Genomic DNA, 23,310 nt, shown 5'->3' on the forward strand with positions numbered 1-23,310 from the left:
ACTGATTCTGATCTTGCCCAATTTAACCAAGGTTATCGGGTGACGATCCAGCACCCGGTCTTCGTGCTTACACAGCACCGGACCAGCAGCGTTTGGCAGCACCTGCCGGGATACTGCGCTTAGCGCTACCGTTGCGGGCGCTGTCTTTTTACCTGTGCGTTTCGGGTATCTTGTGCGCTATCGCCATTTATCGTCAGGCCTGTGCCTTGAAACTGATCCTCGCTTTTTTTACTGCTTTGCTGAGCCTGCCCGCTGCGGCTGCGCAATTGACCATTGAGCTGGACCACGCCAGCAAGACCTGGCAGACCGCGCAGTTGCTCAAGCACCCCGAGGCGCAGGACGTACAAATCGTCGACGACGTGTCTTACAAGCGCGACATGACCTATCGCGCGGTGCCCCTGGCGGTACTCCTGCCGGGCCTGAAGCCTGCGAACCACCTGCAAGCCGTTGCCCTTGATGGCTTTGCCGCCGAACTCACCGCCGCGCCCTTGTTGGAAAAAACCGGTGCACGCGCCTGGCTGGCCGTGGAAGACCCGGCCCATCCGTGGCCGGCGCTGGCGCAAGGAAAACCCAGCGCCGGGCCGTTCTACCTGGTGTGGACCAACCCCCAAGCCGGGCATATCAGCCCGGAACAATGGCCCTTCCAGATTTCCACGATCAAGCAATTGCAGACGGTCGCCGAGCGCTTTCCAGCGTTGCTGCCCGACCCGAAGCTGGCGGCGGATGACCCGGTGAACCAAGGCTTTGCGTTATTCCAGAAGAACTGCCTGGCTTGCCATCGCCTCAATGGTGCCGGCGATGCGCAAATGGGGCCGGACCTGAATATTCCCTATAACCCGACCGAGTATTTCGGTGGCGATTTCCTCAAGCGCTACATCCGCGACCCACAAAGCCTGAGGCACTGGCCACAGGCCAAGATGCCGGCGTTTGCCGCCAGCGTGTTGCCAGACCACGAGCTGGATTTGCTGGTGGGGTATTTGCAGCATATGGCGGGGCGTAAACAGCAACCTTAAGCCTCCCACATCTGGCCTGCTGTGCTCAGGAAGTTTATTGCTGCTGCACGGAAACCAAGGTCGGGGCTACAAATACCTTGGCATGCATCTGCTCATGCCCGCCGCCACGGCGCATACCGCGTACCGGGCAGGCGTCGAGGTAGTCCAGGCCCACGGCGAGCTTCAAATGCCGCTCCGGACGGGCCAGTTGGTTGGTCACGTCAAAGCTGTACCAGGCGCCATCCAGCCAGGCTTCGGCCCAGGCATGGCTGGCCAGGTGCGCGCTGTCTTCGGTGTACAAATACCCCGACACATACCGCGCAGCAATCCCCAGGCTGCGCGCGCAGGCCAGGAATGCATGGGTGTGGTCCTGGCACACGCCCGCCGCGCCCGCGAAGGCTTGGGCGGCGCAGGTATCGACGGCAGTCGCACCTGGCGTGTAGATCATCGCTTGGTTGAGGGCCTGCATCAGATCGATCAACGCGGTGCGGTCGCGACGCTGATGGCAGTGTTGTTCGGCAAACCGGCGCAAGGCTTCGTCGGGCTCGGTGAGGCGCGTGCTGCGCAGGAACGGAAAGGGCGACTGGCTTTCGTGCTCGGCCTCGCGCAACTCATCAATTTCTACCTGGCCGCGGGCTCCGATGATGATGGCGTCGTGGGGTTCATCCAGGGTCAGCACATGCAGGATGTTGCCGAAGGGGTCTACTTGGGCGCGCACCGGGCGCGGCAGGTCGAGTTGCCAGCTGAGCACGTGCTGGCGCTCACTGTCGTGGGGTGTAAGGCGCAGGTATTGAATGCTGGCACGTACCTGGTCTTCGTAGTGGTAGGTGGTTTCGTGGCTGATGGAGAGTCTCATGCCGCCTCCAGGTAAGAACTGTAGATGGCGTCGCCCAACTGGCGGACCAAGGGGATAAAGTCGGTCAGCCAGGCGTGCAGGCCTTCCTCAAGGATTTCGTCGATGGCGGTGAAGCGCAGGCGCGCATCCATCTCGGCGGCCAGGCGCTGGGCCGGGCGGCCGTTAAGACCGGGCAGGCTGGCGAGGATCTGGTCGATCTCTTCACTGCACGCCCGCAGTGAACGCGGGACATCAGCACGTAACAGCAGCAGCTCGGCAACCTGCCGGGCACCTGGGGCATCACGATAAATTTCGGTGTACGCCTCGAATGACGACAGCGCACGCAGCAATGCGCTCCACTGGTAATACGCGTGAGCGGTGCCATCGCTGACCGCCGCCTGGTCGCCGGCCATTTCATAGCGGGCATCCAGCAGGCGCAGGGTGTTATCGGCGCGCTCGATAAAGGTACCCAGGCGGATAAAGCGGAAAGCATCGTTACGCATGATGGTACCGTAGGTGGCGCCGCGGAACAGGTGGGAACGCTCCTTGACCCACTCACAAAACCGGCTCATACCGTAGTGGCTCAGCCCTTGCTGGGCGATGTCACGAATGTCCAGCCAGGTGGCGTTGATGTTTTCCCACATGTCGGCGGTAATACGCCCACGCACCGCATGGGCGCTGGCCCGCGCGGCGCCAAGGCAGCTGTAGATGCTGGCCGGGTTGGCCGCATCCAGCGCGAAAAAATGCAGCAGCCGTTCGGCATGAAGTTCGCCATGACGCTCGTGATAATCCTCCAGCGTGCCAGTGATCAACAACGGCATGGCCAGTTCGTGCAGGCCATCGCCGCGCCCATCCTGGGGCATCAGCGACAGCGAATAGCTGACATCCAGCATACGCGCGAGGTTTTCTGCGCGTTCCAGATAGCGAGACATCCAGTACAAATCCGAGGCAGTTCTACTCAGCATGGCATCAGTCCTCGACCACCCAGGTATCTTTGGTGCCGCCGCCCTGGGACGAGTTGACCACCAGCGAACCTTCGCGCAGCGCCACGCGGGTCAGGCCGCCAGGCACCACCCGGGTTTCCTTGCCGGACAACACGAACGGGCGCAGGTCGATATGCCGGGGCGCGATACCGTTTTCGACGAAGGTCGGGCAGGTGGATAAGCACAGGGTCGGCTGTGCGATATAGGCGTGGGGCTTGGCCTTGATACGCGCACGGAACGCTTCGATTTCGGCCGTCGTGGACGCCGGGCCAACCAACATGCCGTAGCCACCGGAGCCCTGGGTTTCCTTGACCACCAGGTCGGGCAGATTAGCCAGTACGTGGGACAGTTCGTCAGGCTTGCGGCATTGAAAAGTCGGAACGTTCTGCAGGATCGGTTCTTCATCCAGATAGAAACGGATCATTTCTGTCACGAACGGATACACCGATTTATCGTCCGCGACCCCGGTGCCGATGGCATTGGCCAGCACCACATTGCCACAGCGATAGGCCGCAAGCAGGCCAGGGACACCGAGCATCGAGTCGGGGTTGAATGCCAAGGGGTCGAGGAAAGCATCGTCGAGGCGGCGGTAGATCACATCGACAGCCTTGGGGCCGTCGGTGGTGCGCATGAACACGCGATCATCACGCACAAACAAATCCGCGCCCTCCACCAGTTCCACACCCATTTCCCGGGCCAGGAAGGCATGCTCAAAGAACGCACTGTTGAAGCGCCCCGGGGTCAGCACCACCACGCTGGGGTTATCCAGAGGGCTGGCGCTTTTGAGGGTATCGAGCAGCAGGTTGGGGTAATGGTCGATGGGCGCGATGCGCTGGGCGGCGAACAACTCGGGGAACAGACGCATCATCATCTTGCGGTCTTCGAGCATGTAGCTGACACCGCTGGGCGTGCGCAGGTTGTCTTCCAGCACGTAGTAGGTGCCATCGCCATCACGTACGAGGTCTACCCCAGAGATGTGGGAATACAGATCGCGGTGCAGATCCAGCCCCTGCATTGCCAACTGGTATTGCTCGTTGGCCAGCACCTGTTCGGCGGGCACGATACCGGCCTTGATGATGCGCTGTTCGTGATACAGGTCGGCGAGGAACATGTTCAACGCCTTGACCCGCTGGATACATCCACGTTCGACGATCCGCCATTCACTGGCGGGAATACTGCGCGGGATGGTGTCGAAGGGGATCAGGCGTTCGGTGCCCTGCTCGTCTCCGTAGAGGGTGAAGGTGATGCCGGCGCGGTGGAACAGCAAATCGGCTTCGCGCCGACGCTGGGCCAGCAGTTCGGCAGGGGTATCGGCGAGCCAGCGGGCGAACTCGCGGTAATGGGCGCGCACCTGCCCTGCCCCATCGTACATTTCATCGTAATAAGTGCGGATCATGCCGTACTCCTTGTCACTGGGACGCAAGAACCTTCGCAAGGCCCGTGCCATCGACATAAACACTTGGTTATCAATGAGTTGAATAAACCAAGCGGCTTCGCCGCACCGTCCTGGTGCGCAGAACGCCCGCTGTGATGTGGGGTGCTTCATTGCAACGCGCGCTTTAACTATCAACAGCATAGTCAGAGTTGATTTCACGGCTCGGCGGACACCGCACATAATCGCTTCCATCAGCTGATCAGGAGATGTCCTACAGCCAACGCTTTTGCGCAATCGGTAATGTGTTACCTGTTGTACTGATTTACTCCTCAAGGTTCCCTTTCCGCCACCCTATCCGGGTGGTTTTTTTTGCGCGCAAGACTGCGATGTGCAGCCCTGCAAACAAAAACGGCCGACCCAAAGGTCAGCCGATACGCTGCGCTGCTCATAACACTTGCTACATGGGTAACCCACGCACCTCCTGCTTGACGCCCCATCCTTCGATGATGCCGCCGAGCGGTTCGACCACCGCTTCAAAGTCTTGCTCAAAGTCTCCTATACCGTCGTAGGTGGCGAACATGACCTTGCTCAGCTCCAGGTACCAGGCGCCGTCATCGCGCGCACTGACCTGGGCATTCAGGGACTCTCCACGAAATCGACCCGCAGCCCTGCGCGCCCGTTCCTCATCCGGGAAAATGGCGTAGAACTCGATGGGGTGAAAACGCGAAAAATCAAAACCGCCTTCTTTCATGCGGCGCAGAACGTTGGTGCTGATGTCTTCTTGATAGGCTGTGCTCATGAAAAGTGCTCCTCAAATGATGGATAGACTTTCCGTGCTTCCCGAAGCTCGCGCCCTGCTGGCGCGAGTACTACGGCAGGAACAACACCGCTGGAAAACAAGCATGTAGCTGACAAGACCAGACCTTAGCGATTCATTCGCTGATCTCGATTGCAGAGTAGCGCGAAGCTATCACCTCCACCAGAGGTGCTTGAAAGGCAGACAGGGAATATTCAGACGGAGGGAGAAATATCGAGAATCTGAATACTGTTCTGGTCTTTAAGAATCTTTACCGTTGGCTCGGGCTTACGGCCCTCGAGATCATTGAGGTCGAGCTCGGCAGCCACTGGCACCAGCTTGTTGCGAATCATATGCGCCGCATCTTCGAGGCTGGGCTTTTGTTCGCAGGTGAACTGCTCCACGGACTTCACACCGTGATCATCAACGAAGGTAATCTGCCACTTTTGCATCGGTGCCTCCTCGATAAAACCCATTGGTGGGCTTACATTTATCTGGACCTTGAGGGCTCGCCAAACGTTCCACTCAAGCCCGGAGGCACCTGATCAAACAGCGCTTATTTTTCAGCGTGTTCCTTCAAGGCTTTCAAGGTGTTGAACGGCGCGTCCACCACGAACTTGTTGGCCAACCACGACGGCACGCTGCCGCCTGGCTCGGTGTGTACCTGGTAGGTCACTTCAGTTTCATTGGCACCTTTGGGCACCAGTTTCCAGAAGCCATCAACCTGGGCCACTCGCACGTAGCCTTTTTCTTCAGGCTTGTAAGTCGGCACGCCTACCAGCTTGCGCGTAATGCTGCCGTCAGCGGCTTTGGTGGTGGTGACGTGGATATACGAATCACGATCCGTCACAGGGAACGGCGCCTTGAACTGGGTGTAGGTCCATGCCTCGTCGCCTTTCTTGTCGACGAGTTTCTGGGATTTGCATTCATGGATCCACACGCAGGCCCCCGCGACGTCTTCCTGCAAAGCCTGGATTTTGGCGACGGGGGCCTTGATTACCGTCACACCGCGATAGGCTTTGTACTTGGAGCCGGCCATTTCGCTCAGCGAAATCTTGATGCCGTCTTCGTCCTTGGCAACTTGCCAATCCTCAGCCTGGGCAGTGGCCGCGAACATCATCGTAAAACCGCACACCACAGCCATTCGTTTCAGCGAACCCATCGTTGTATTCCTTGTTGTTGAAGTTCCGATAGTAAAGCCCATCAAGCCGCCGTCATTTGCTCCCACCAGCCGATCAAGCGAATCGCATCGGCCTGGTCGTTACCGCAGACCTCGATATCCGCCTTGAAATCACTGCACACCGCCGGACGTTCCGGTTGACCGAACAGCTGGCACAGTTGTTCCACCGACAGGTGCAGGCAACGCACGCCTGCAGGTTTGCCCTGGGGCATTCCCGGCAGCGGTGAACTGATGGAGGGGGCGATGCAGCATGCGCCACAGCCTTCACGGCATTTCATGACCAGCAGGTCCTCGACGACTCAATAGGATGGCCGGGCTAGAGTACGCCCTTAAACAGCCGTTTTAAAATGGTCCAACAGGGGTTTTTCGCACAAAACAAAGATGACCGACTAGTCTGCGACAGATGGTCGGCAACCCGGGTCACCTGTGACTGAACAGTTTATTGCTTGAATTCGAAATCCAGCGCGGCGCCTTCTACATCGCGACGCTCATCGTTACGCAGTTGCAGCTTCATCTCATTGCTGAGCAAGCGGCCGTTGATCTGGAACGCGCTGTTATCGGTAGGCTTTTCGCCAAACATCGGCGGCAGCAAGGGCACGCTCTTGGGTTTGGGCATGGTGCCGATCGGTTGCAAGTGCCTGACCATGTCCGAAGGCAGGGACAGGTCCAACTGTGCCGGTGGCAGTTTGGTCTGGGCCACTTCATGGGCCGACTTGGACTTGCTCGCCACAGGTGCGCGCTTTTTGGTCTTCACCGCTTTTTTCACGGTGGCTGGGGCTTTTTTTGCGGGCGTTGGCTGCTTGACCGACGTTTTTTGCTCGGCACTCGCGGCGGGTTTAACGTCAGCCACCGGCGTTGCAGCCAGCACAGTGCAGACGTTGCACAGGCTTAACAGGCCAATCACCAAAGTTACGCGGAAAATAGACGTCATATCGCCAACAGCATTAACGGCAGAAGGCCATATGCTCGCTTGTTGTGCGTGGCATGACAAGGGCGCAGATCAATGTTGTCCCCTCTGCCCCCCTCAAAAGCCTGCTGCAGTTTCCTGGCACAGCTGGCTGGCAAGCATGCCCAGGGTCATCAATGCACGCTCTGCCTCGCGGTTCCACGGGGTGCCACAATTGAGACGGATACAGTGGTTGAACTGTTCGGTATTACTGAAGATCAGCCCTGGTGCAATGCTGATGCCCTGTTGCAGGGCACGCACGTGCAGCTCCTGGGTATTGACCCGCCCCGGCAAACTGACCCACAGGATAAAGCCGCCGGTCGGACGGGTCATCTGGGTGCCTTCGGGGAAATATTGCTGTACCGCCAGCTGGAAGGCGCTGAGGTTCTTGCGGTATTCCTGGCGAATGTAACGCAGGTGACGGTCGTAGCCGCCGTTTTCCAGGTACGCCGCCACGCCCATCTGCGTGACGCTGCAGGCGGAGTGAGTGCTGAACATTTGCAGGCGCTGAATCTCCTGCTGGTACTTGCCGGCGATCATCCAGCCGATGCGCACGCCCGGGGACAAGGTCTTGGAAAAACTCGAACAATAGATGACCCGGTCAAGACGGTCATAGGCTTTCAGGGCCTTGGTGCGGCCCAGTTCGAACATCAGCTCGCCATAGATATCGTCCTCGACGATCTGGATATCGAAATCCGACGCCAGGCGCAGCAATTGCTTCTGCCGCTCCTCCGGCATGGTGCCGCCCAAGGGGTTGCTCAGGCGCGTGGTCAGCACCAACGCTTTGATCGACCATTGGTTGGCCGCCAATTGCAGGGCTTCCAGGCTCATGCCTGTGGCGGGGTCGCTGGGGATCTCGATGACTTTGAGGCCGAGCAAATCGGCCAGTTGCAGCAAGCCGTAGTAAGTCGGTGATTCGGCGGCGATCAAGTCGCCGGGCCGGGTCAGCACGCGCAAGGACATCTGCAACGCATCGACGCAGCCGTGGGTGATCACCACTTCGGACGGATCCACGACTACGCCGGCATCGCGCATTCGGATCGCCACCTGGCGACGCAACGGTTCGAAGCCGGGGCTGAACATGTAGCTGAAGGCCCGTGGGCTCTGGAACCGCGTGACCTTGGCCAACTGCTGGTGCAGCGCCCGTACCGGCAGGTAGTCCACACTCGGCACCGCAGCGCCCAGGGGGAATACGCCTTCACGGCGTGACTCGACCAACACCTGCTGGATGATGCTGCTGCGGGTGACCAGCCCCGGGCGCTCGACCCGGGCGATGTCTGGCGTCGGCGCCGTGAGTGCCGGGGTCTGGTGCACGTAATAACCCGATTGCGGCCGCGCCCGAATCAACCCCTGGTCTTCCAGGTTGGCGTAGGCCTGCAACACCGTGGCATGGCTCACATTGAGCTGGGAGCTCATCTTGCGCACAGAGGGCACGCGCTCTCCCGGTTGGTAGACACCGCGCCGGATATCCTCAGCCAGTTGCTGGGCAATACGTTGGTAAAGCAACAGATTGGTCATGACGCAGCACTCGATTTCACGGCTATTTTATTTTTGTGTGAAACATACCAGCACAGTTTAGAAGTGTACGGGGACAGTTAACACAATAATCGAGCGCGAACCGTAGTGACAGCAAAAACTGTGAAGGGAGTACGCGTGACAAAATGTGGGAGGGGGCTTGCTCCCGATGACGGTGTATCAGTCGAAGATGTTGCAACTGAACTACCGCTATCGGGAGCAAGCCCCCTCCCACATGCAATTGCGTCAGACTTTAGCGAGCGGCACCCAGTTGGCCCTTCTCGTCAGAGAACACGATTTCCACCCGGCGGTTCTGCGCGCGGCCACGCTCGGAGGCATTGGCTTCCACCGGGTATTGATCACCGTAACCCTGGACTTCGATACGCTTGTCGTCGACACCCAGGTCCATCAACAGGTCTGCCACCGATTGGGCGCGGTCACGAGACAGTTTGTGGTTCTCCTGCTCGCCCCCGGTGTTGTCGGTATAGCCCTCGATACGCACCCGACGCTTGGGGTTCAGTTGCAGAAACTGCACGATCTTGAGCACGGTGCGGCTGGCCGAGTTTTGCAGTTCGGCTTCGCCGGTATCGAACAACACATCCCCCAGGGTCATCACCAGGCCTCGGTCGGTCTGGGTGGTGAGGCTGGCGATCTGCGCTTCAACCCACTTGCCCTGCTGCTGCACACTGGCCAGCTTGTTTTCGCGCAGGGCCAGTTGCAGGCGCTGACGCTCCAACTCGAGCTGGGTGCCGCGCTCGGCATTGAGGCCCTGCTCGGTGTGTTCGCGGGCGATGGCACTGTAGCGCTGGCTCAGGTAGGCGTAATGCACCACGTCGGAGCCGCTCCCCCAGTAGCTGGACAGGCGATCGGCACGGGCCAGGGACTCGCCGGCGCGGATCACATCCTTGGGCGCAAAGCGCAGCACATTGGAGTCTTCCTTGACCTTCTGGAAGTCATCGCTCGCCTGCTGCAATGCCTGCTCGCTGCTGGGCTGGCTGGCGCATCCGCCCAGTGCCGCACTGCCCAAGAGCAACGCACAGCTCAAACCACGGATCATCGGGCTCATTGCGCGTCTCCCAATTGCAGTTGCTTGCGCAGGCGAGTGATACGGGTATTAAGCACGTTCAATTGTTCCTGGCTCTTGGCGGTCAGCACTTTTGCCTCGGCCAGGCGCGCATCCAGCTCGGCCTGCTCGGCCCGCATACGCGCGCGCTTGTAGGATTGGTCGGCCATGTTGGACTTGGCCCTGGCGAATTTTTCTTCGGCCAGTTTCAGTTCGGGCGATTCATCGGCGTTGACCCCGACCGCGTTGGCTTGCTCCAGGGCTTGCTGGGTCAGGCGCATTTGTTCATTCGGCGCAGGATCGGTTGCACATCCCGCCAGAGCGACAACGGCGAGGGCCGCGAAAAGAGGTCGAAAAATCACTGTAAATCCCTACTTTGTTGGGGTGCCGACGGGTTGTTGCAATTGCGCTTTCCAGCGCTCCAGATTGCGCTGCAGCGCGGCTTGCGCGACACCGGACGCGGGCAATTCTGTCATCTTTTTGGTCAGCTGTCCGCGCAGCCAAGGATCATTGCACGCCGAGTTATGGGAAATCGCCAGGTACAACCCGGGCTGATCGACAGGCACCTCATGGGCAACCAAGTCGTTACTCATGCCCAAGGTCTGGGCCATGGCCATGCCGGAATAGCGTCCCGCCAGCACGTAGTCCACCTCCCCCAGTAACAGTTTCTGGAACGCCGGCGTGAGATTCGGCAGGCGTTGCAGGCTGAGCTGTTGGCCGGCGAAGGTTTCGAATTCAGCGCTCAAACGGGCGCGCTCCGATACCGCACCCTTGTGGCCGTGCAGGTCAGCCGCCGTGGTATAGGCCAGCGGCGACTCCCTGCGCGTCCAGACCAGGTAGTCGGTCTGCATCAACGCCGGATGGATGTAGTCGAAGTTGTCCAGCTCACCGAGATTCAGTGGAGCATCAGCGAGAATATCCATGCGCCCACTGCGCGCCTCATCCAAGGCCAGGGAGCGTTTGCCGCCGTAGAGCAGGTCGATTTTCAACCCAAGGTCCTTGCCCACTTGTTGCAACACGTCGGCGGTAGCGCCGATCAGGTGCGTGGGGTCCTGGGGGTCGCGCCACAGCAAGGGCGGTGCGTCCGGGCTGCCGGTGATCACCAGGCGTTCGCATTTGCCGGCGGCGAATGACAGGCTCGGCAGCAGCGTGAGGCCCAGCAGTAAAGTCCAGGGGCGCAACTCCATGGCAAGGTTCTCCTGATAAGTAAAAAAAAACCCGGTCATAAGACCGGGCTCTTTATAAGTGAAGCAGCTGGATTAGACCAGCTTCGAAAGCTCTGGTACGGCTTCGAACAAGTCCGCCACCAGGCCGTAATCGGCCACCTGGAAGATCGGTGCTTCTTCGTCCTTGTTGATCGCAACGATCACCTTGGAGTCTTTCATGCCGGCCAAGTGCTGGATCGCACCGGAAATACCGACGGCAATGTACAGCTGTGGCGCAACGATCTTGCCGGTCTGGCCGACCTGCATGTCGTTGGGTACAAAGCCTGCGTCCACGGCTGCGCGAGAAGCGCCGACCGCAGCGCCCAGCTTGTCGGCCAGGGCGTACAGGTGTTTGAAGTTGTCACCATTCTGCATGCCACGCCCGCCGGAAACGACGATCTTGGCGGCGGTCAGTTCAGGACGGTCCGACTTGGCCAGCTCTTCGCCAACAAAGCTGGAAGTACCCGCGTCGTGGGCAGCGGAGACGGCTTCAACGGCGGCTGAACCACCTTCGGCGGCAACCGGGTCGAAACCGGTGGCGCGTACGGTGATGACCTTGACCGAGGCGTTGGACTGCACGGTAGCGATGGCGTTACCGGCATAGATCGGGCGCTTGAAGGTGTCAGCACTTTCTACCGAAATGATCTCGGAGATCTGGTCAACGTCCAGCTGCGCGGCAACGCGTGGCAGGATGTTTTTGCCGTTGGAAGTAGCGGCAGCCAGGATGTGGCTGTAGCTTTTGCCCAGCTCTGCAACCAGAGGAGCCACGTTTTCCGGCAACTGATGCGCGTAAGCGGCATTGTCAGCGTTCAGGACTTTGCTCACGCCTGCAATTTTTGCAGCCGCTTCAGCCACGGCGCCAGCGCCTTGGCCTGCAACCAGTACGTGGATGTCACCACCGATTTTAGCGGCGGCAGCCACGGTGTTCAGGGTGGCCGGGGCCAGCACCTTGTTGTCGTGTTCAGCGATTACGAGGATAGCCATGATCAGATCACCTTCGCTTCGTTTTTCAGTTTCTCGACCAGTTCAGCCACCGACTTGACCTTGATGCCCGCGCTGCGTGCAGCCGGCGCTTCAACTTTGATGGTCTTGTTGGTGGAGGCGGTGGAAACGCCCAAAGCATCCGGAGTCACCGATTCAAGCGGCTTCTTCTTGGCTTTCATGATGTTTGGCAGGGACGCATAGCGCGGCTCGTTCAAACGCAGGTCGGTGGTGACGATGGCCGGCAGTTTCAGGGAAACCGTCTGGGCGCCGCCGTCGATTTCACGGGTGACCGCAACACTGTCGCCACTCACTTCGACTTTCGAAGCAAAGGTACCCTGGCCGTAACCGGTCAGTGCAGCCAGCATCTGGCCAGTCTGGTTGTTGTCGCTGTCGATGGCTTGTTTGCCCAGGATCACCAGCTGAGGCTGTTCCTTGTCGACAACGGCCTTGAGCAGTTTGGCAACGGCCAGGGAAGTCAGTTCTTCAGCGGACTCCACCAGAATGGCGCGGTCGGCGCCCAGGGCCAGAGCGGTACGCAGCTGCTCTTGGGCAGTGGTCGGACCGATGGACACCACGACGATTTCAGTCGCAACGCCTTTCTCTTTCAGGCGTACGGCTTCTTCCACAGCGATTTCGCAGAAAGGGTTCATCGACATCTTGACGTTAGCAAGGTCGACGCCGGAATTGTCCGCCTTGACGCGAACTTTCACGTTGTAATCGACAACGCGTTTGACAGCTACAAGAACCTTCATGGATTCCTCGTTACTCTCCGGTGAAAAGAAAGTCGCCTAGGCGAACCTGGCGGTTGATGCTCATCGGCACACAAGGGCACCTCCAAAGACCTCGGCAGTGGCCTTGCACACGGGAAAATGATGACCGTTCGTCAGCGGTGACTGAGAGGTCATTCTTTATCGCGGCGTGTAAACTGCACACCAGCTTACCTTTGGACGTGCTCTTGAAACCTGCAGTCTGCCTACGGGAAGCGCGAAACCGACCGTATCTTGACCGGAACGCCTATTCTGGTCAATACGGCAAAATGGTCAGTCATAAGCCCCGTTGCTTTGATTTACCTAGGCTGCGGGCAATTCAAACAAACGTTTGTATTGGACGCTGCCAGTGGTCTATATATAATGCGCCACCTAGAGAGACAGGTGGGTCGTGCCGTTGTGCATGACGCTACCGAACCTCCACCCATTAGAAAAAAAAGCCTGTTGAGCCTTGAGTAGGAGATAGCCTGTGGAACGCGAATACATGGAATTCGACGTGGTCATCGTCGGCGCCGGCCCGGCTGGCCTGTCTGCCGCCTGCCGACTGAAGCAGAAGGCCGCCGAAGCCGGTAAGGAAATCAGCGTCTGCGTGGTCGAGAAAGGCTCCGAAGTCGGCGCCCACATCCTCTCCGGTGCCGTGTTTGAACCCCGCGCCCTGAACGAACTGTTCCCGGACTGGAAAGCGCTCGGCGCCCCGCTCAACACCCCGGTGGTGCGCGATGACATCTATGTACTGCGCAGCGGCGATACTTCCACCAAGGTTCCCGACTTCTTTGTGCCCAAGACCATGCACAACGAAGGCAACTACATCATTTCCCTGGGCAACCTGTGCCGCTGGCTGGCCCAGCAGGCCGAAAACCTGGGCGTGGAAATCTACCCAGGCTTCGCCGCCCAGGAAGCCCTGTTCGATGAAAACGGCGTGGTGCGCGGGATCATCACTGGCGACCTCGGCGTCGACCGCGAAGGCAAGCCCAAAGACGGCCTGTACACCCCAGGTATGGAGCTGCGTGGCAAATACACTCTGTTCGCCGAGGGTTGCCGTGGACACATCGGCAAGCAACTGATCCAGCGCTTCAACCTGGACAGCGACGCCGACGCCCAGCACTACGGCATCGGCCTCAAGGAAATCTGGGAAATCGATCCAGCCAAGCACCAGCCAGGCCTGGTGGTGCACACCGCCGGTTGGCCGCTGGACATCATGGGTAACGAGAACACCGGTGGCTCGTTCCTCTATCACCTGGAAAACAATCAAGTCGTGGTCGGTCTGATCGTCGACCTGTCCTACAGCAATACCTTCCTTTCGCCCTTCGATGAATTCCAGCGCCTCAAGCACCACCCGGTGCTGGCCCAATACCTGGAAGGCGGCAAGCGGGTCAGCTACGGCGCCCGCGCGATCTGCAAAGGCGGGTTGAACTCGTTGCCAAAGATGGTCTTCAAGGGCGGTGCACTGATCGGTTGCGACCTCGGCACCCTGAACTTCGCCAAGATCAAGGGCAGCCACACCGCCATGAAGTCCGGCATGCTCGCCGCCGACGCCGTGGCCGACCGCCTGTTTGCCGAATCCGAAGGGGGTGATGAACTGACCGCGTATGTCGACAGCTTCAAAGCCAGCTGGCTGTACGAAGAACTGTTCGCCAGCCGCAATTTCGGCCCGGCCGTGCACAAGTTCGGCGCGATCATCGGCGGCGGTTTCAACTGGCTCGACCAGAACATTTTCGGCGGCAAGATTCCTTTCACCCTGCACGACACCAAGCCGGACTACGCCTGCCTGAAGCTGGCCAAAGACAGCCAGAAGATCGCCTACCCCAAACCCGACGGCAAGCTGAGCTTCGACAAACTGAGCTCGGTGTTCATCTCCGGTACCAACCATGAAGAAGAACAGCCGTGCCACCTGAAGCTCAAAGACCCGAGCATCCCGATCGGCACCAACCTGCCGCTCTACGATGAACCGGCGCAGCGCTACTGCCCGGCCGGCGTGTATGAGGTGGTGACCAAGGAGGACGGCGAGAAGCGCTTCCAGATCAACGCCCAGAACTGCGTGCACTGCAAGACTTGTGACATCAAGGACCCTTCGCAGAACATTACCTGGGTAACGCCGGAAGGTGCGGGCGGGCCGACTTACCCGAATATGTAAGGCTGCTCGAATAGTGGTTCTTCAGGCTGCACCGGCTGAATCAATGGCTTCTTCGATTCAGCCGGTGGACGCGCTGTCAGCGGTGTTGAAATCGCTGATCGGCTCAACTGACGGCATTGGTTTTCAACGACTCCAACAATTCGACCATTTCTTCAAAAGATTGGTTATCCGATTGAATCTGCTCCCTCAGCTCCCAAATACTGTAGCGGTCATCGGACTGTGCCAGGTTAACCCCTGCCGTCTTCGCCGAACCAAAATCCACCGGATAACACTTGCGAGTATTGGCGTCGTAAAGAATATTCCTTGCGGCCAAATCATTGTGAGCAATGCCGGCGTTTTCCAATTCGACCAGCATATTCAACACGCTGGCTGATAAGCCCTCTGGCAAGGCTTTATCCCCGGCCATCAGTTGCTCAAGCGATTCTCCCGGCACTTTGGGCATACGCATATAGGAAACGGTGTCAGCAGCATTGCTGCCAAGGAACGTCGCACGCTGTTCTCCATAATATCGGTTAAATAACGCCACCTCATTTTTCATATCGGCAATGCGCTTGGCAGCCGGTAAAGGGAACGTTACTTTGATCACATAGTCAGCATCGTCCGGGTCGGCATACACCATCGCACGGGAGCCAAACCCGACGGGGTCTTTCAATCGTCCCTCAAGTTCATCCAGCCCACCGCCCGTGACTCCTCTTCGACGCCAAACACCCTGAGCATCGGGCTTGGCAACAATGGCGCTACTGGCCAACTGGTCGGGGTCATGTGGATCGACTACACGCAAAATGTAATGCGTGCCGTCCCCGGCATCAGGGGCATTGGCGACGTAATAGGGTCTGCCACCTAACTCGATTTCCCGCATACCTGGAAAAGAAGCGCCAGCATTGGGCGCTCTCATCAATTGCAGGTCGTTTGTCTGTGAGTCAAGTTCCCAGCGGTAGTGTTGGGCGGCAGTGCTATTGGTTAACGAGGGTTCTCCCAACTCTACATTTGCCTTCGCCATGGCAATTTCATGGGCCAGTTGCAGACCTGAGATCACCGCTGCGGCACCGCCGGCTACTCGATCATTTTGCGTCATGCCATCAACGGCGTCATGAACCCCGAAGACAATGTTGCCGGTGTTACCGATGATGGGCAGGTAACCGAAGGTATTGCCCCAAAATTCTTTCGCGGCTTTCCAGTTCTGCTGCGACGCACCAAAGACCTCAGTCTGGTCGGCCCACCTTGCGTCTTTTGCGTTAACAGCCTGAAAGTGAGAGGCAATGCCGCTCTTCAGATCGCCAAACTTCAGGTAATAATCGCTGTCTCTCGATTGGGTGTAATTGAATGTCTCCCGAACGGGTACGGCCCTATCCGCAAGCAGATTTTTTCTGCCTGGGAAGGTGGCGCTATTACCGTGAATAAGCGCCCCCAGAACATAGTCTGCCCTTGGCCAATGCGCGTCTTTGCCGCCTTGCCGGTCACGGGCGTTGAAACTGTTCTGCACATGAGCACGATTTCTTTCAGCCCATTTGGCAAAGTCATCATCCCCGTGCAATTCACTGACAGTGCCGCGTCTCAAATCGACCATTAAGCCTTTATCAGGTCGATGGTCATAATCACCGTGATAATGGACATAAGGAACAAAGGCATAACCTGCCAGAGAGTAACCGTATATATTTGGAACAACGACGTTTCCATTGTCCTCAAGTGTACGAATGATGGCTTTCTGGCACGCCGGCGTAAGCTGACTGAACGTAGCCTTGTCGTCATGCAGACCTTGCAATGTCCCCTTGAGCACATAGGCGTCCGCTTTCCCCGAGCGCTCTGCTAGCTTGCCCTCAGGGTCGCGCATCGGCTTGGCTATTTCTTGCTCCCAATGACGTTGAAGTACGCTGCCCAGGGCCTCAAGGTCGTTGATCACTTCCTTGGCCTGCGCATTGATATGCATGCCTTGGGCGTTCAACTGGCCCCCCGGCGCCACTTTATCGTGCTTCAACGCACCGGCTGCAATTTGCCATGCCAAGTAGGTGCGTTCATCCTGATTAGTCAGATGCGAGACACCATTGAGTTCCTTGACGTAAGACTGGAACGTCACCGTGATTTTTTGATGTGGGTCGTACCCCGCCGCCAGCAATCCACCGCTGAAATAACCTGCAGGCTCCAAGAACGGACGCAGGTGCTGGAATCTGATATTGCGTTGGCCTTCGTCGCCAGTTTCCATAGTCCGTATCTGCGCAACAACGCGACCAGCATAGGCATTGATTCGCCGTTCACGCTCGCCAAACGTATACCTCGCGGTAGGCGGTGTTACATCGAGCGAGCCGTAAATTACACCCTTGGAAAAATCAAGTTCGTGACTCAGGTCAGGGGCGACTGTCGTGTTGTTGACAACACTCACTTTCATGCCTGCCGAACCGTTAACCTCACCTGCGGTTACAGGGTTTGCAGGCAGTGCAGAAACGGATTGCTGAGTGCTGATAAGCATCGTATGAGTGAGGGGCTGAACTTTCACGCGCACTACCTCCTTGGTCCCAGACGCTAATTCGCCTGGTGCAATCGTGAGTGCATTACGAGCCAGAGCAGTTCCGTTGCCACCGCGCTTAAACAGTTATCAGGTATTGCCCCCCTATTCGATCTTCATGCAAGCAAGGCTTATCTGGCAGGCGTACCCGGCAGACTCAGGCGGCTCGCTCTTCACCAGGGTTACGCAAAAAGTAACGCTTATATTCGCGACTGAACTGCGACGTGCTCTGGTACCCCACGCTGTGCGCCGCCTGCGCCACGCTCATGCCCTCCACCAGCAGCAGCTGTTGGGCCTTCAATAGTCGCAGGCGCTTGAGGTACTGCACCGGCGACAACAAGGTGCAACGCTTGAAATGTTCATGAAAGGTCGACGCACTCATGTGCGCATACCCGGCCAGCGTCTCGATATTCAGCGGTTCGGCATAATGGGCATGCAGGTGATTCAATGAGGTGGCGATGCGCGAAAACTGCCCCTGTTGTTCCACCAATGCACGCAGCACATCCGCCTGCGGCCCGCGCAAGGCGGTGAACAACAATTCGCGCACCCGCGCCGGGCCCATGATCCGGCTTTCCAGCGGATCGTGCAGGCACTGCAACAGCCGTTCGACGCATCCACGCATGACGTCATCGAGCACCACCGAACTCATCGACTCCAACGTCTGCGCCGTAGGCGGCGGCCCGGCCTGCATACCCATCGCAATCACCAACTCGCCCAACACCACCCGGTCGATGCCCACCGTCACGCCATACAGCGGCGCATCGGGCGCCATGGCAAAAGTCTCGCACTCGAACGGCACCGGCATCGCCTGGATCAGATAGTGCCCGGCGCCATACTCCAGGGTACGCGGGCCCAGGTACGCGACTTTGCTGCCTTGGGCCACGAACATCAGGCTCGGCTCGTAGATCTGTGGCCCACGCGCCACATCGCAACTGGCGCGCAATACCTTTACACCGGGCAGATGAGTCGGGGAAAAACCGTCGCGGGATGCAAGGCCCTCAATCAAGGCGACCAGGGTGGCATTGGCATCGAGATGGCGGGTCAGCAACATGGCAAAAAACTTCGCGAATTAGGGATGAGAGCATCATCGCAGGTCTGGCGACCAATACATCCAAACTTGAGGCAGTGTCGGACGAATAGGCATGAGACTCGGAGCAATCGCCATGGCCGCCGGTGCGCTCGGTACGCAGAATGGCTCGCCTCACTTGTCATTGCTTTTTTGCGAGGTTTCTTCATGTACACCGCCATCGGTTATGCCGCCCAGTCGGCCACCACTCCCCTCGCCCCTATGTCGTTTGAACGCCGCAGCCCGCGTGTCGATGACGTGGCCATCGAGATCCTCTACTGCGGCGTGTGCCACTCCGATATCCACCAGGCTCGCAACGAGTGGGGCATTGCCGTGTACCCGCTGATGCCGGGCCATGAAATTGTCGGTAAGGTCACCGCCGTCGGCGGCAACGTCACCGCGCATAAAGTCGGTGATCTGGTTGGCGTGGGCTGCATGGTGGATTCGTGCCGCCACTGCGAAGCCTGCCAGTCAGACCTTGAGCAATACTGCCTCGAAGGCCCGACCATGACCTACGCCACCCCGGACCGCGTGGATGGCAGCAACACCATGGGCGGCTACTCCGACAGCATCGTAGTCAGCGAACACTTCGTGGTGAAGATCCCGGCCAAGCTCGACCTGGCCAGCGCTGCGCCGATCCTGTGCGCAGGCATCACCACCTACTCGCCGCTCAAGCACTACGGCGTGAAAGCCGGCGACAAAGTCGGCATTCTCGGCATGGGCGGCCTGGGCCATATGGGCATCAAGTTCGCCAAGGCCATGGGCGCCGAGGTGACGCTGTTCACCCGCTCGGCGAGCAAGGCTGAGGAAGGCCGCCGTCAGGGCGCCGACCATGTGATCGTGTCCACCGATGCCGAGCAGATGAAGGCCGCTGCCGGGCACTTCGACTTCCTGCTCGATACCATCCCGGTGCAGCACGACCTGAACCCCTACCTCGATGTACTGCGCTTTGACGGCGTGCATATCCTGGTCGGCCTGATCGAGCCGGTAGACCCGCCCGTCAACGCCGCGAAACTGGTGCTGGGCCGTAAAGTGCTGGCCGGTTCGCTGATCGGCGGCATTGCCGAAACCCAGGAAGTCCTGGATTTCTGCGCCGAGCACAACATCACCTGCGACATCGAAATGCTCGACATCCGCCAGATCAACGAGGCTTACACCCGCATGATCGCCGGTGACGTGAAGTACCGCTTCGTTATCGACATGGCGAGCCTCAAAGCCTGATCAGGCTTTGGCGCCCAACTCCGCTGACAGCCGGGCTGCGACCTGTTTGATCACAGGGATCAGCTCGGCCATTTTCTCCAGCGGCATGTAGGGCACGGTACTGGCGATGCTGATGCCGGCGACAATTCGCCCGCCGGCATCGCGCACCGGTGCGGCCACACAGCGGATCGACGGTTCGTTGTCTTCCAGGTCGAACGCATACCCGCCCGCTACATATTCGCCCATGCGTTGTTCGAACTGCGCCCAGGATTGCTCCGGGTGCTGCGGCCATTGCAGGCTTTTGCCCGTCGGCGGCAAGCTGGCGTGGTACAGGCGCTGCCACTCCTGCGGCGAATCATCCAGCAACAACGCCTTGCCGATACCGGTGCGCGCCAGCGGCATACGGTGGCCGACCCGCGAGCGCATTTCCGGGCCATTGCGGCCAGGGTTCTTGTGCAGGTAAAGCACATCGTCGTATTCGCGGATCGCCAAGTGGATGGTGTCGCCGGTCAGGGCTGACAACTCGTCCAGATACGGCACCGCCAGGCTCACCAGTGGCAACTCTTCGCGGGCCTGGAAGCCCAACTCGATCAACTTTGGCCCCAGCAGGTAACCGACTTGCGGCACTACACGCAGGTAACGCTCGTCCACCAGGCAACTGGCCAGGCGGTGCGTGGTGCTGCGCGTGGTGCCGATGCGCCGGGCAATTTCTTTCAGATCCCGCGCACCAGCCGCTACCGCTTGCACCACGCCCAGGCCGCGCAACAAGGTCTGGGTGCCGGTAGGGGCGGCGTCTTTGACGGGGGTGTGGGCGTTTTCCTGCATATCGGGCCTATGTGGTAGTACGAAAACGAGCGGCATTATGGCAAATACCGCCCTCCTGAACACAGGAGTATGGCTTGGGTCAGCGTTGCTTCATGCGGTCGATGATGACCGCCAGCAGCAGGATCGAACCACGAATCACATACTGGTAAAACGTGTCGATGTTCTTCAGGTTCATCGCATTCTCAATGATCGCCAGGATCAGCACCCCGGCAATTACATGGCGAATCATGCCGATGCCGCCGCTCAGCGATACCCCGCCCAGCACGCACGCAGAGATCACCGTCAGCTCGAAACCCTGGCCGATCATCGGCTGGCCCGAGGTCATGCGCGACGCGAGAATCACCCCGGCCAATGCGCCGATCAAACCGTGCACGGCAAAGATGATGATCTTGGTGCGATCGACATTCACCCCGGCCAGCAGCGCGGCTTCCTGATTACCACCAATGGCCATGGTGTTGCGCCCATAGGTGGTGTAATTGAGCAGCCAACCGAAGAACACGAAACACAGCACAGTGATGATGATTGGCACCGGTACGCCCATCAGTTGGCCATTGCCGAATACGAAGAAATCTTCATTCATCACCCCCACTGCCTTGCCGTTGGAGAAGATGTACGCCAGGCCGCGCACGATCTGCATGGTCGCCAAGGTGGCAATCAACGCATTGATGCGCAGCTTGGCAATCACGATGCCGTTGATCAGCCCCACCACCAGCCCCATGGCCAGTGCCGCCGACACGCCGAGTACTACGCTGTCGGTGTCACGGATCACGATGCCCGCCACCACCCCGGCACAAGCGATCACCGACCCCACTGACAAGTCGAAGTGCCCCGACGCCAGGCAGAACAGCATGGTGCACGCGGCGATGCCCACCGTGGATATCGCCAGCCCCAGGCCGCGCATGTTCAGTGGCGAAAGGAAGTTGTCGATAAATACCGCGCTGAGTACAAAGATGCTCAACGCTGCCAGCAGCATCACCCAGTCGTCGAGAAACTTGCGCTGGTTGAACCCCGGCCAGAAACCCTTTGCAGTTTTAACTTCAGACATAGCCAACCCCTCTTATTTCTTCAAGCCCGCGAACGCGGGAGCGCCAGTTGCAACAGGCGCGCTTCATCCGCTTGGGCGCGGGGCAGTTCACCGCTCAGGGCGCCTTCGCTCATCACCAGGATGCGGTCGGAAATGCCCATCACCTCCATCAGGTCGCTGGACACCACGATCACCGCTATGCCGCTGGCCGTCAGGTTATGGATGATCTGGTAAATCTCCGACTTGGCGCCGATGTCGATACCGCGGGTGGGCTCGTCCAGCAGCAGGACCTTCATCGGCATCGACAGCCAGCGGCCAAGAATGGCTTTCTGCTGGTTGCCGCCGGAGAGGTACAGGATCTTCTGCGCCGCGTTCGGGGTTTTGACCCGCATCGCCTGGATCTGCCGGTCGGCGTTAGCTTTCTCCCAGCCGTCGCGTAACAGCCAGCCAAAGGTGGAGTGCGCATCCCGGGCACTGATGTTGATGTTTTCAGCGACGCTGCCCAGCGGGATGATGCCTTCCTTTTTGCGATCCTCCGGGCACAGCAAGATACCGGCGGCGATGGCGTCGCGGGGTGAGCGCAATTGCAGGGCTTGCCCGCACAGCTGCAGGCTGCCGGCGCTGGCGCGCTCCAGGCCACTGAGCAGGCGAAACAGCTCGGTGCGCCCTGCCCCCACCAGCCCGAACAGCCCAAGGACCTCGCCCTTACGCACCGCAAAGCTGATCGGCTCGCGCAGGCCCGGGCCAAGCAGGCCGTCTACCTTGAGCGCCACTTCGCCGTGCTCGCGCGGGCGGTAGTCGTAGATGTCCTGGATATCGCGACCGACCATGCAGGTCACCAACTGGTCGTGGGTCAGCGTGCTCATGTCTTCGAAGGTGCGCACGTAGCGACCGTCCTTGAACACCGTCACCGCGTCGCAAATACGGAACACTTCTTCCATGCGGTGCGACACATAGAGCACCACTTTGCCCTCGTCGCGCAGGCGCGCAATGATTGCCATCAGCCGGTCTATTTCCCGCGCCGACAAACTGCTGGTCGGCTCATCGAAGGCGATCACGTTGGCACCGCGGGACAACGCCTTGGCGATTTCCACCAGTTGGCGCTGGCCCAAAGACAGGCGCCCGAGCTTCTCGTCGGGGTCGATCTCATCGGCCAGGCCCTTGAGACATGCCAGTGCCTGCTGGCGCAGCACGCCGCGGTTGACCACACCGAAACGCGTCGGCAAGTGCCCGAGGAACAGGTTCTCGGCCACGCTCATTTCCGGCACCAGATGCAGTTCCTGGTGGATCACCGCGACACCGTTGGCGATGCTGTCGGCAGCGTTCTTGAACGCCATGACCTGCGCGCCGATCTGCACGCTGCCGCTGCTGGGAATGTAGGCGCCGCCGAGGATTTTCAGCAGCGTCGACTTGCCCGCACCGTTCTCGCCCATCAGGGCATGCACCTGCCCGGGGTGGGCGGTGAAGCTGATGCCGTCCAGCGCCTTGACCCCGGGAAAGGTTTTGCCGATCGCGTCAAAACGCAGGGCCGCAGCGGTCATTTCCACAACCCGATTTTGGTCAACTCTTCCTTGAAGTTCTCGCGGGTGATCAGGGTGACTTCGTCCATGGCGGTGTACTTCGGTGGTTCAGTGCCTTTGGTGACCCACTCGTACATCATCAGCGCGGTGTTGTAACCCTCGATGTGCGGGCTCGGCAGCATGGAACCGAAGAAGCCGCTGTCGGCTTTCTTCAATTCGCCAATGGCGTCGGTGCCATTGATGCCGATGCCGATGACGTTGGCCGCCTTGAAGCCGGCACTTTCGGTGGCGCGCACGCCGCCCAGCACCGTGTTGTCGTTCATGCCGCCGATGATCAGGTTCTTCGCCCCGCTCGGCAGCTTGACCAAGGCCGAGTTGGTGGCGTCCATGCTGCCGGGTA

General features: G+C 59.3%; 22 protein-coding genes and 1 pseudogene. 3 read left to right on the forward strand and 20 right to left on the reverse strand.

From position 1 onward, the window contains the following. Window positions 1-206: 206 nt before the first annotated feature. Window positions 207-1,013: a cytochrome c gene (locus tag E4P00_RS08290; RefSeq protein ID WP_078822079.1), complete on the forward strand. Its 807-nt coding sequence runs from the start codon at window positions 207-209 to the stop codon at window positions 1,011-1,013. A gap of 34 nt (window positions 1,014-1,047) precedes the next feature. Here E4P00_RS08290 and E4P00_RS08295 read toward each other — a convergent pair whose 3' ends face one another. The 14 genes from E4P00_RS08295 to E4P00_RS08360 form a co-directional block, all read right to left on the reverse strand. Then, window positions 1,048-1,848, reverse strand: coding sequence for a transglutaminase family protein (locus E4P00_RS08295; protein WP_005790450.1), 801 nt, complete (start codon window positions 1,846-1,848; stop codon window positions 1,048-1,050). Then, window positions 1,845-2,792, reverse strand: coding sequence for an alpha-E domain-containing protein (locus tag E4P00_RS08300; protein ID WP_005790452.1), 948 nt, complete (start codon window positions 2,790-2,792; stop codon window positions 1,845-1,847). The genes E4P00_RS08295 and E4P00_RS08300 overlap by 4 nt, the downstream gene beginning before the upstream one ends. 4 nt (window positions 2,793-2,796) lie before the next feature. Further along, the gene (locus E4P00_RS08305) at window positions 2,797-4,206 is read right to left on the reverse strand and encodes a circularly permuted type 2 ATP-grasp protein (protein WP_005790454.1); all 1,410 of its coding nucleotides are present in this window, start codon (window positions 4,204-4,206) and stop codon (window positions 2,797-2,799) included. Window positions 4,207-4,642: 436 nt separating this feature from the next. Continuing rightward, complete coding sequence (locus E4P00_RS08310; RefSeq protein ID WP_005790456.1) at window positions 4,643-4,984, reverse strand: ribonuclease E inhibitor RraB; 342 nt, start codon at window positions 4,982-4,984, stop codon at window positions 4,643-4,645. A gap of 212 nt (window positions 4,985-5,196) precedes the next feature. Further along, window positions 5,197-5,433, reverse strand: coding sequence for a hypothetical protein (locus tag E4P00_RS08315; RefSeq protein WP_103733851.1), 237 nt, complete (start codon window positions 5,431-5,433; stop codon window positions 5,197-5,199). A gap of 104 nt (window positions 5,434-5,537) precedes the next feature. After that, window positions 5,538-6,143 (reverse strand): START domain-containing protein, encoded by a 606-nt coding sequence (locus E4P00_RS08320; RefSeq protein WP_248131149.1) that lies wholly within the window; start codon window positions 6,141-6,143, stop codon window positions 5,538-5,540. A 41-nt stretch (window positions 6,144-6,184) separates the two neighbouring features. Then, window positions 6,185-6,439, reverse strand: coding sequence for a YkgJ family cysteine cluster protein (locus tag E4P00_RS08325; protein ID WP_005790462.1), 255 nt, complete (start codon window positions 6,437-6,439; stop codon window positions 6,185-6,187). Between the two features lie 161 nt (window positions 6,440-6,600). Further along, window positions 6,601-7,092 (reverse strand): translation initiation factor 2, encoded by a 492-nt coding sequence (locus tag E4P00_RS08330; protein ID WP_216091973.1) that lies wholly within the window; start codon window positions 7,090-7,092, stop codon window positions 6,601-6,603. A gap of 93 nt (window positions 7,093-7,185) precedes the next feature. Beyond that, entirely contained in the window at window positions 7,186-8,625 is a 1,440-nt protein-coding gene (locus E4P00_RS08335) for a PLP-dependent aminotransferase family protein (protein ID WP_005790467.1), read from the reverse strand. 250 nt (window positions 8,626-8,875) lie between these two features. Beyond that, complete coding sequence (locus E4P00_RS08340) at window positions 8,876-9,688, reverse strand: OmpA family protein (RefSeq protein ID WP_078822082.1); 813 nt, start codon at window positions 9,686-9,688, stop codon at window positions 8,876-8,878. Beyond that, complete coding sequence (locus tag E4P00_RS08345; protein WP_005790472.1) at window positions 9,685-10,047, reverse strand: DUF4398 domain-containing protein; 363 nt, start codon at window positions 10,045-10,047, stop codon at window positions 9,685-9,687. Before E4P00_RS08345 ends, E4P00_RS08340 begins: the two co-directional genes overlap by 4 nt. Window positions 10,048-10,056: 9 nt before the next feature. Further along, window positions 10,057-10,872, reverse strand: coding sequence for a transporter substrate-binding domain-containing protein (locus E4P00_RS08350; protein ID WP_078822107.1), 816 nt, complete (start codon window positions 10,870-10,872; stop codon window positions 10,057-10,059). A 72-nt stretch (window positions 10,873-10,944) separates the two neighbouring features. After that, window positions 10,945-11,874 carry an FAD-binding protein gene (locus E4P00_RS08355; RefSeq protein ID WP_032879884.1) on the reverse strand — a complete coding sequence of 310 codons (930 nt, stop codon included), beginning with the start codon at window positions 11,872-11,874 and terminating at the stop codon, window positions 10,945-10,947. Window positions 11,875-11,876: 2 nt separating this feature from the next. Then, window positions 11,877-12,626, reverse strand: coding sequence for an electron transfer flavoprotein subunit beta/FixA family protein (locus E4P00_RS08360; protein WP_005790477.1), 750 nt, complete (start codon window positions 12,624-12,626; stop codon window positions 11,877-11,879). Window positions 12,627-13,110: 484 nt separating this feature from the next. Here E4P00_RS08360 and E4P00_RS08365 point away from each other — a divergent pair, with 484 nt between their 5' ends. Beyond that, window positions 13,111-14,775 carry an electron transfer flavoprotein-ubiquinone oxidoreductase gene (locus tag E4P00_RS08365; RefSeq protein ID WP_032879883.1) on the forward strand — a complete coding sequence of 555 codons (1,665 nt, stop codon included), beginning with the start codon at window positions 13,111-13,113 and terminating at the stop codon, window positions 14,773-14,775. 103 nt (window positions 14,776-14,878) lie between these two features. Here E4P00_RS08365 and E4P00_RS08370 read toward each other — a convergent pair whose 3' ends face one another. Further along, window positions 14,879-17,266 (reverse strand): hypothetical protein, encoded by a 2,388-nt coding sequence (locus E4P00_RS08370; RefSeq protein ID WP_248131151.1) that lies wholly within the window; start codon window positions 17,264-17,266, stop codon window positions 14,879-14,881. A gap of 166 nt (window positions 17,267-17,432) precedes the next feature. Continuing rightward, complete coding sequence (locus tag E4P00_RS08375; protein ID WP_005790482.1) at window positions 17,433-18,326, reverse strand: AraC family transcriptional regulator; 894 nt, start codon at window positions 18,324-18,326, stop codon at window positions 17,433-17,435. A 183-nt stretch (window positions 18,327-18,509) separates the two neighbouring features. On the opposite strand from E4P00_RS08375, the gene E4P00_RS08380 reads away from it, so the two are divergent. Next, window positions 18,510-19,562 carry an NAD(P)-dependent alcohol dehydrogenase gene (locus tag E4P00_RS08380; protein ID WP_228308852.1) on the forward strand — a complete coding sequence of 351 codons (1,053 nt, stop codon included), beginning with the start codon at window positions 18,510-18,512 and terminating at the stop codon, window positions 19,560-19,562. Here E4P00_RS08380 and E4P00_RS08385 read toward each other — a convergent pair whose 3' ends face one another. The 4 genes and pseudogenes from E4P00_RS08385 to E4P00_RS08400 all read right to left on the reverse strand — a co-directional run. Beyond that, window positions 19,563-20,366 carry an IclR family transcriptional regulator gene (locus E4P00_RS08385; RefSeq protein WP_248131153.1) on the reverse strand — a complete coding sequence of 268 codons (804 nt, stop codon included), beginning with the start codon at window positions 20,364-20,366 and terminating at the stop codon, window positions 19,563-19,565. It abuts the gene before it with no gap. A gap of 79 nt (window positions 20,367-20,445) precedes the next feature. Next, a complete protein-coding gene (gene araH / locus E4P00_RS08390) occupies window positions 20,446-21,411 on the reverse strand; it encodes an L-arabinose ABC transporter permease AraH (protein WP_005790489.1) in 966 nt (321 codons plus the stop codon). A gap of 20 nt (window positions 21,412-21,431) precedes the next feature. Then, entirely contained in the window at window positions 21,432-22,931 is a 1,500-nt protein-coding gene (gene araG / locus E4P00_RS08395) for an L-arabinose ABC transporter ATP-binding protein AraG (RefSeq protein ID WP_248131155.1), read from the reverse strand. Beyond that, window positions 22,928-23,310: pseudogene (locus E4P00_RS08400) on the reverse strand (arabinose ABC transporter substrate-binding protein); the annotation flags it as partial. The gene araG and the pseudogene E4P00_RS08400, both read right to left, overlap by 4 nt.

This window comes from Pseudomonas sp. B329 (assembly GCF_023127835.1).
Lineage (GTDB): Bacteria > Pseudomonadota > Gammaproteobacteria > Pseudomonadales > Pseudomonadaceae > Aquipseudomonas > Aquipseudomonas synxantha_A.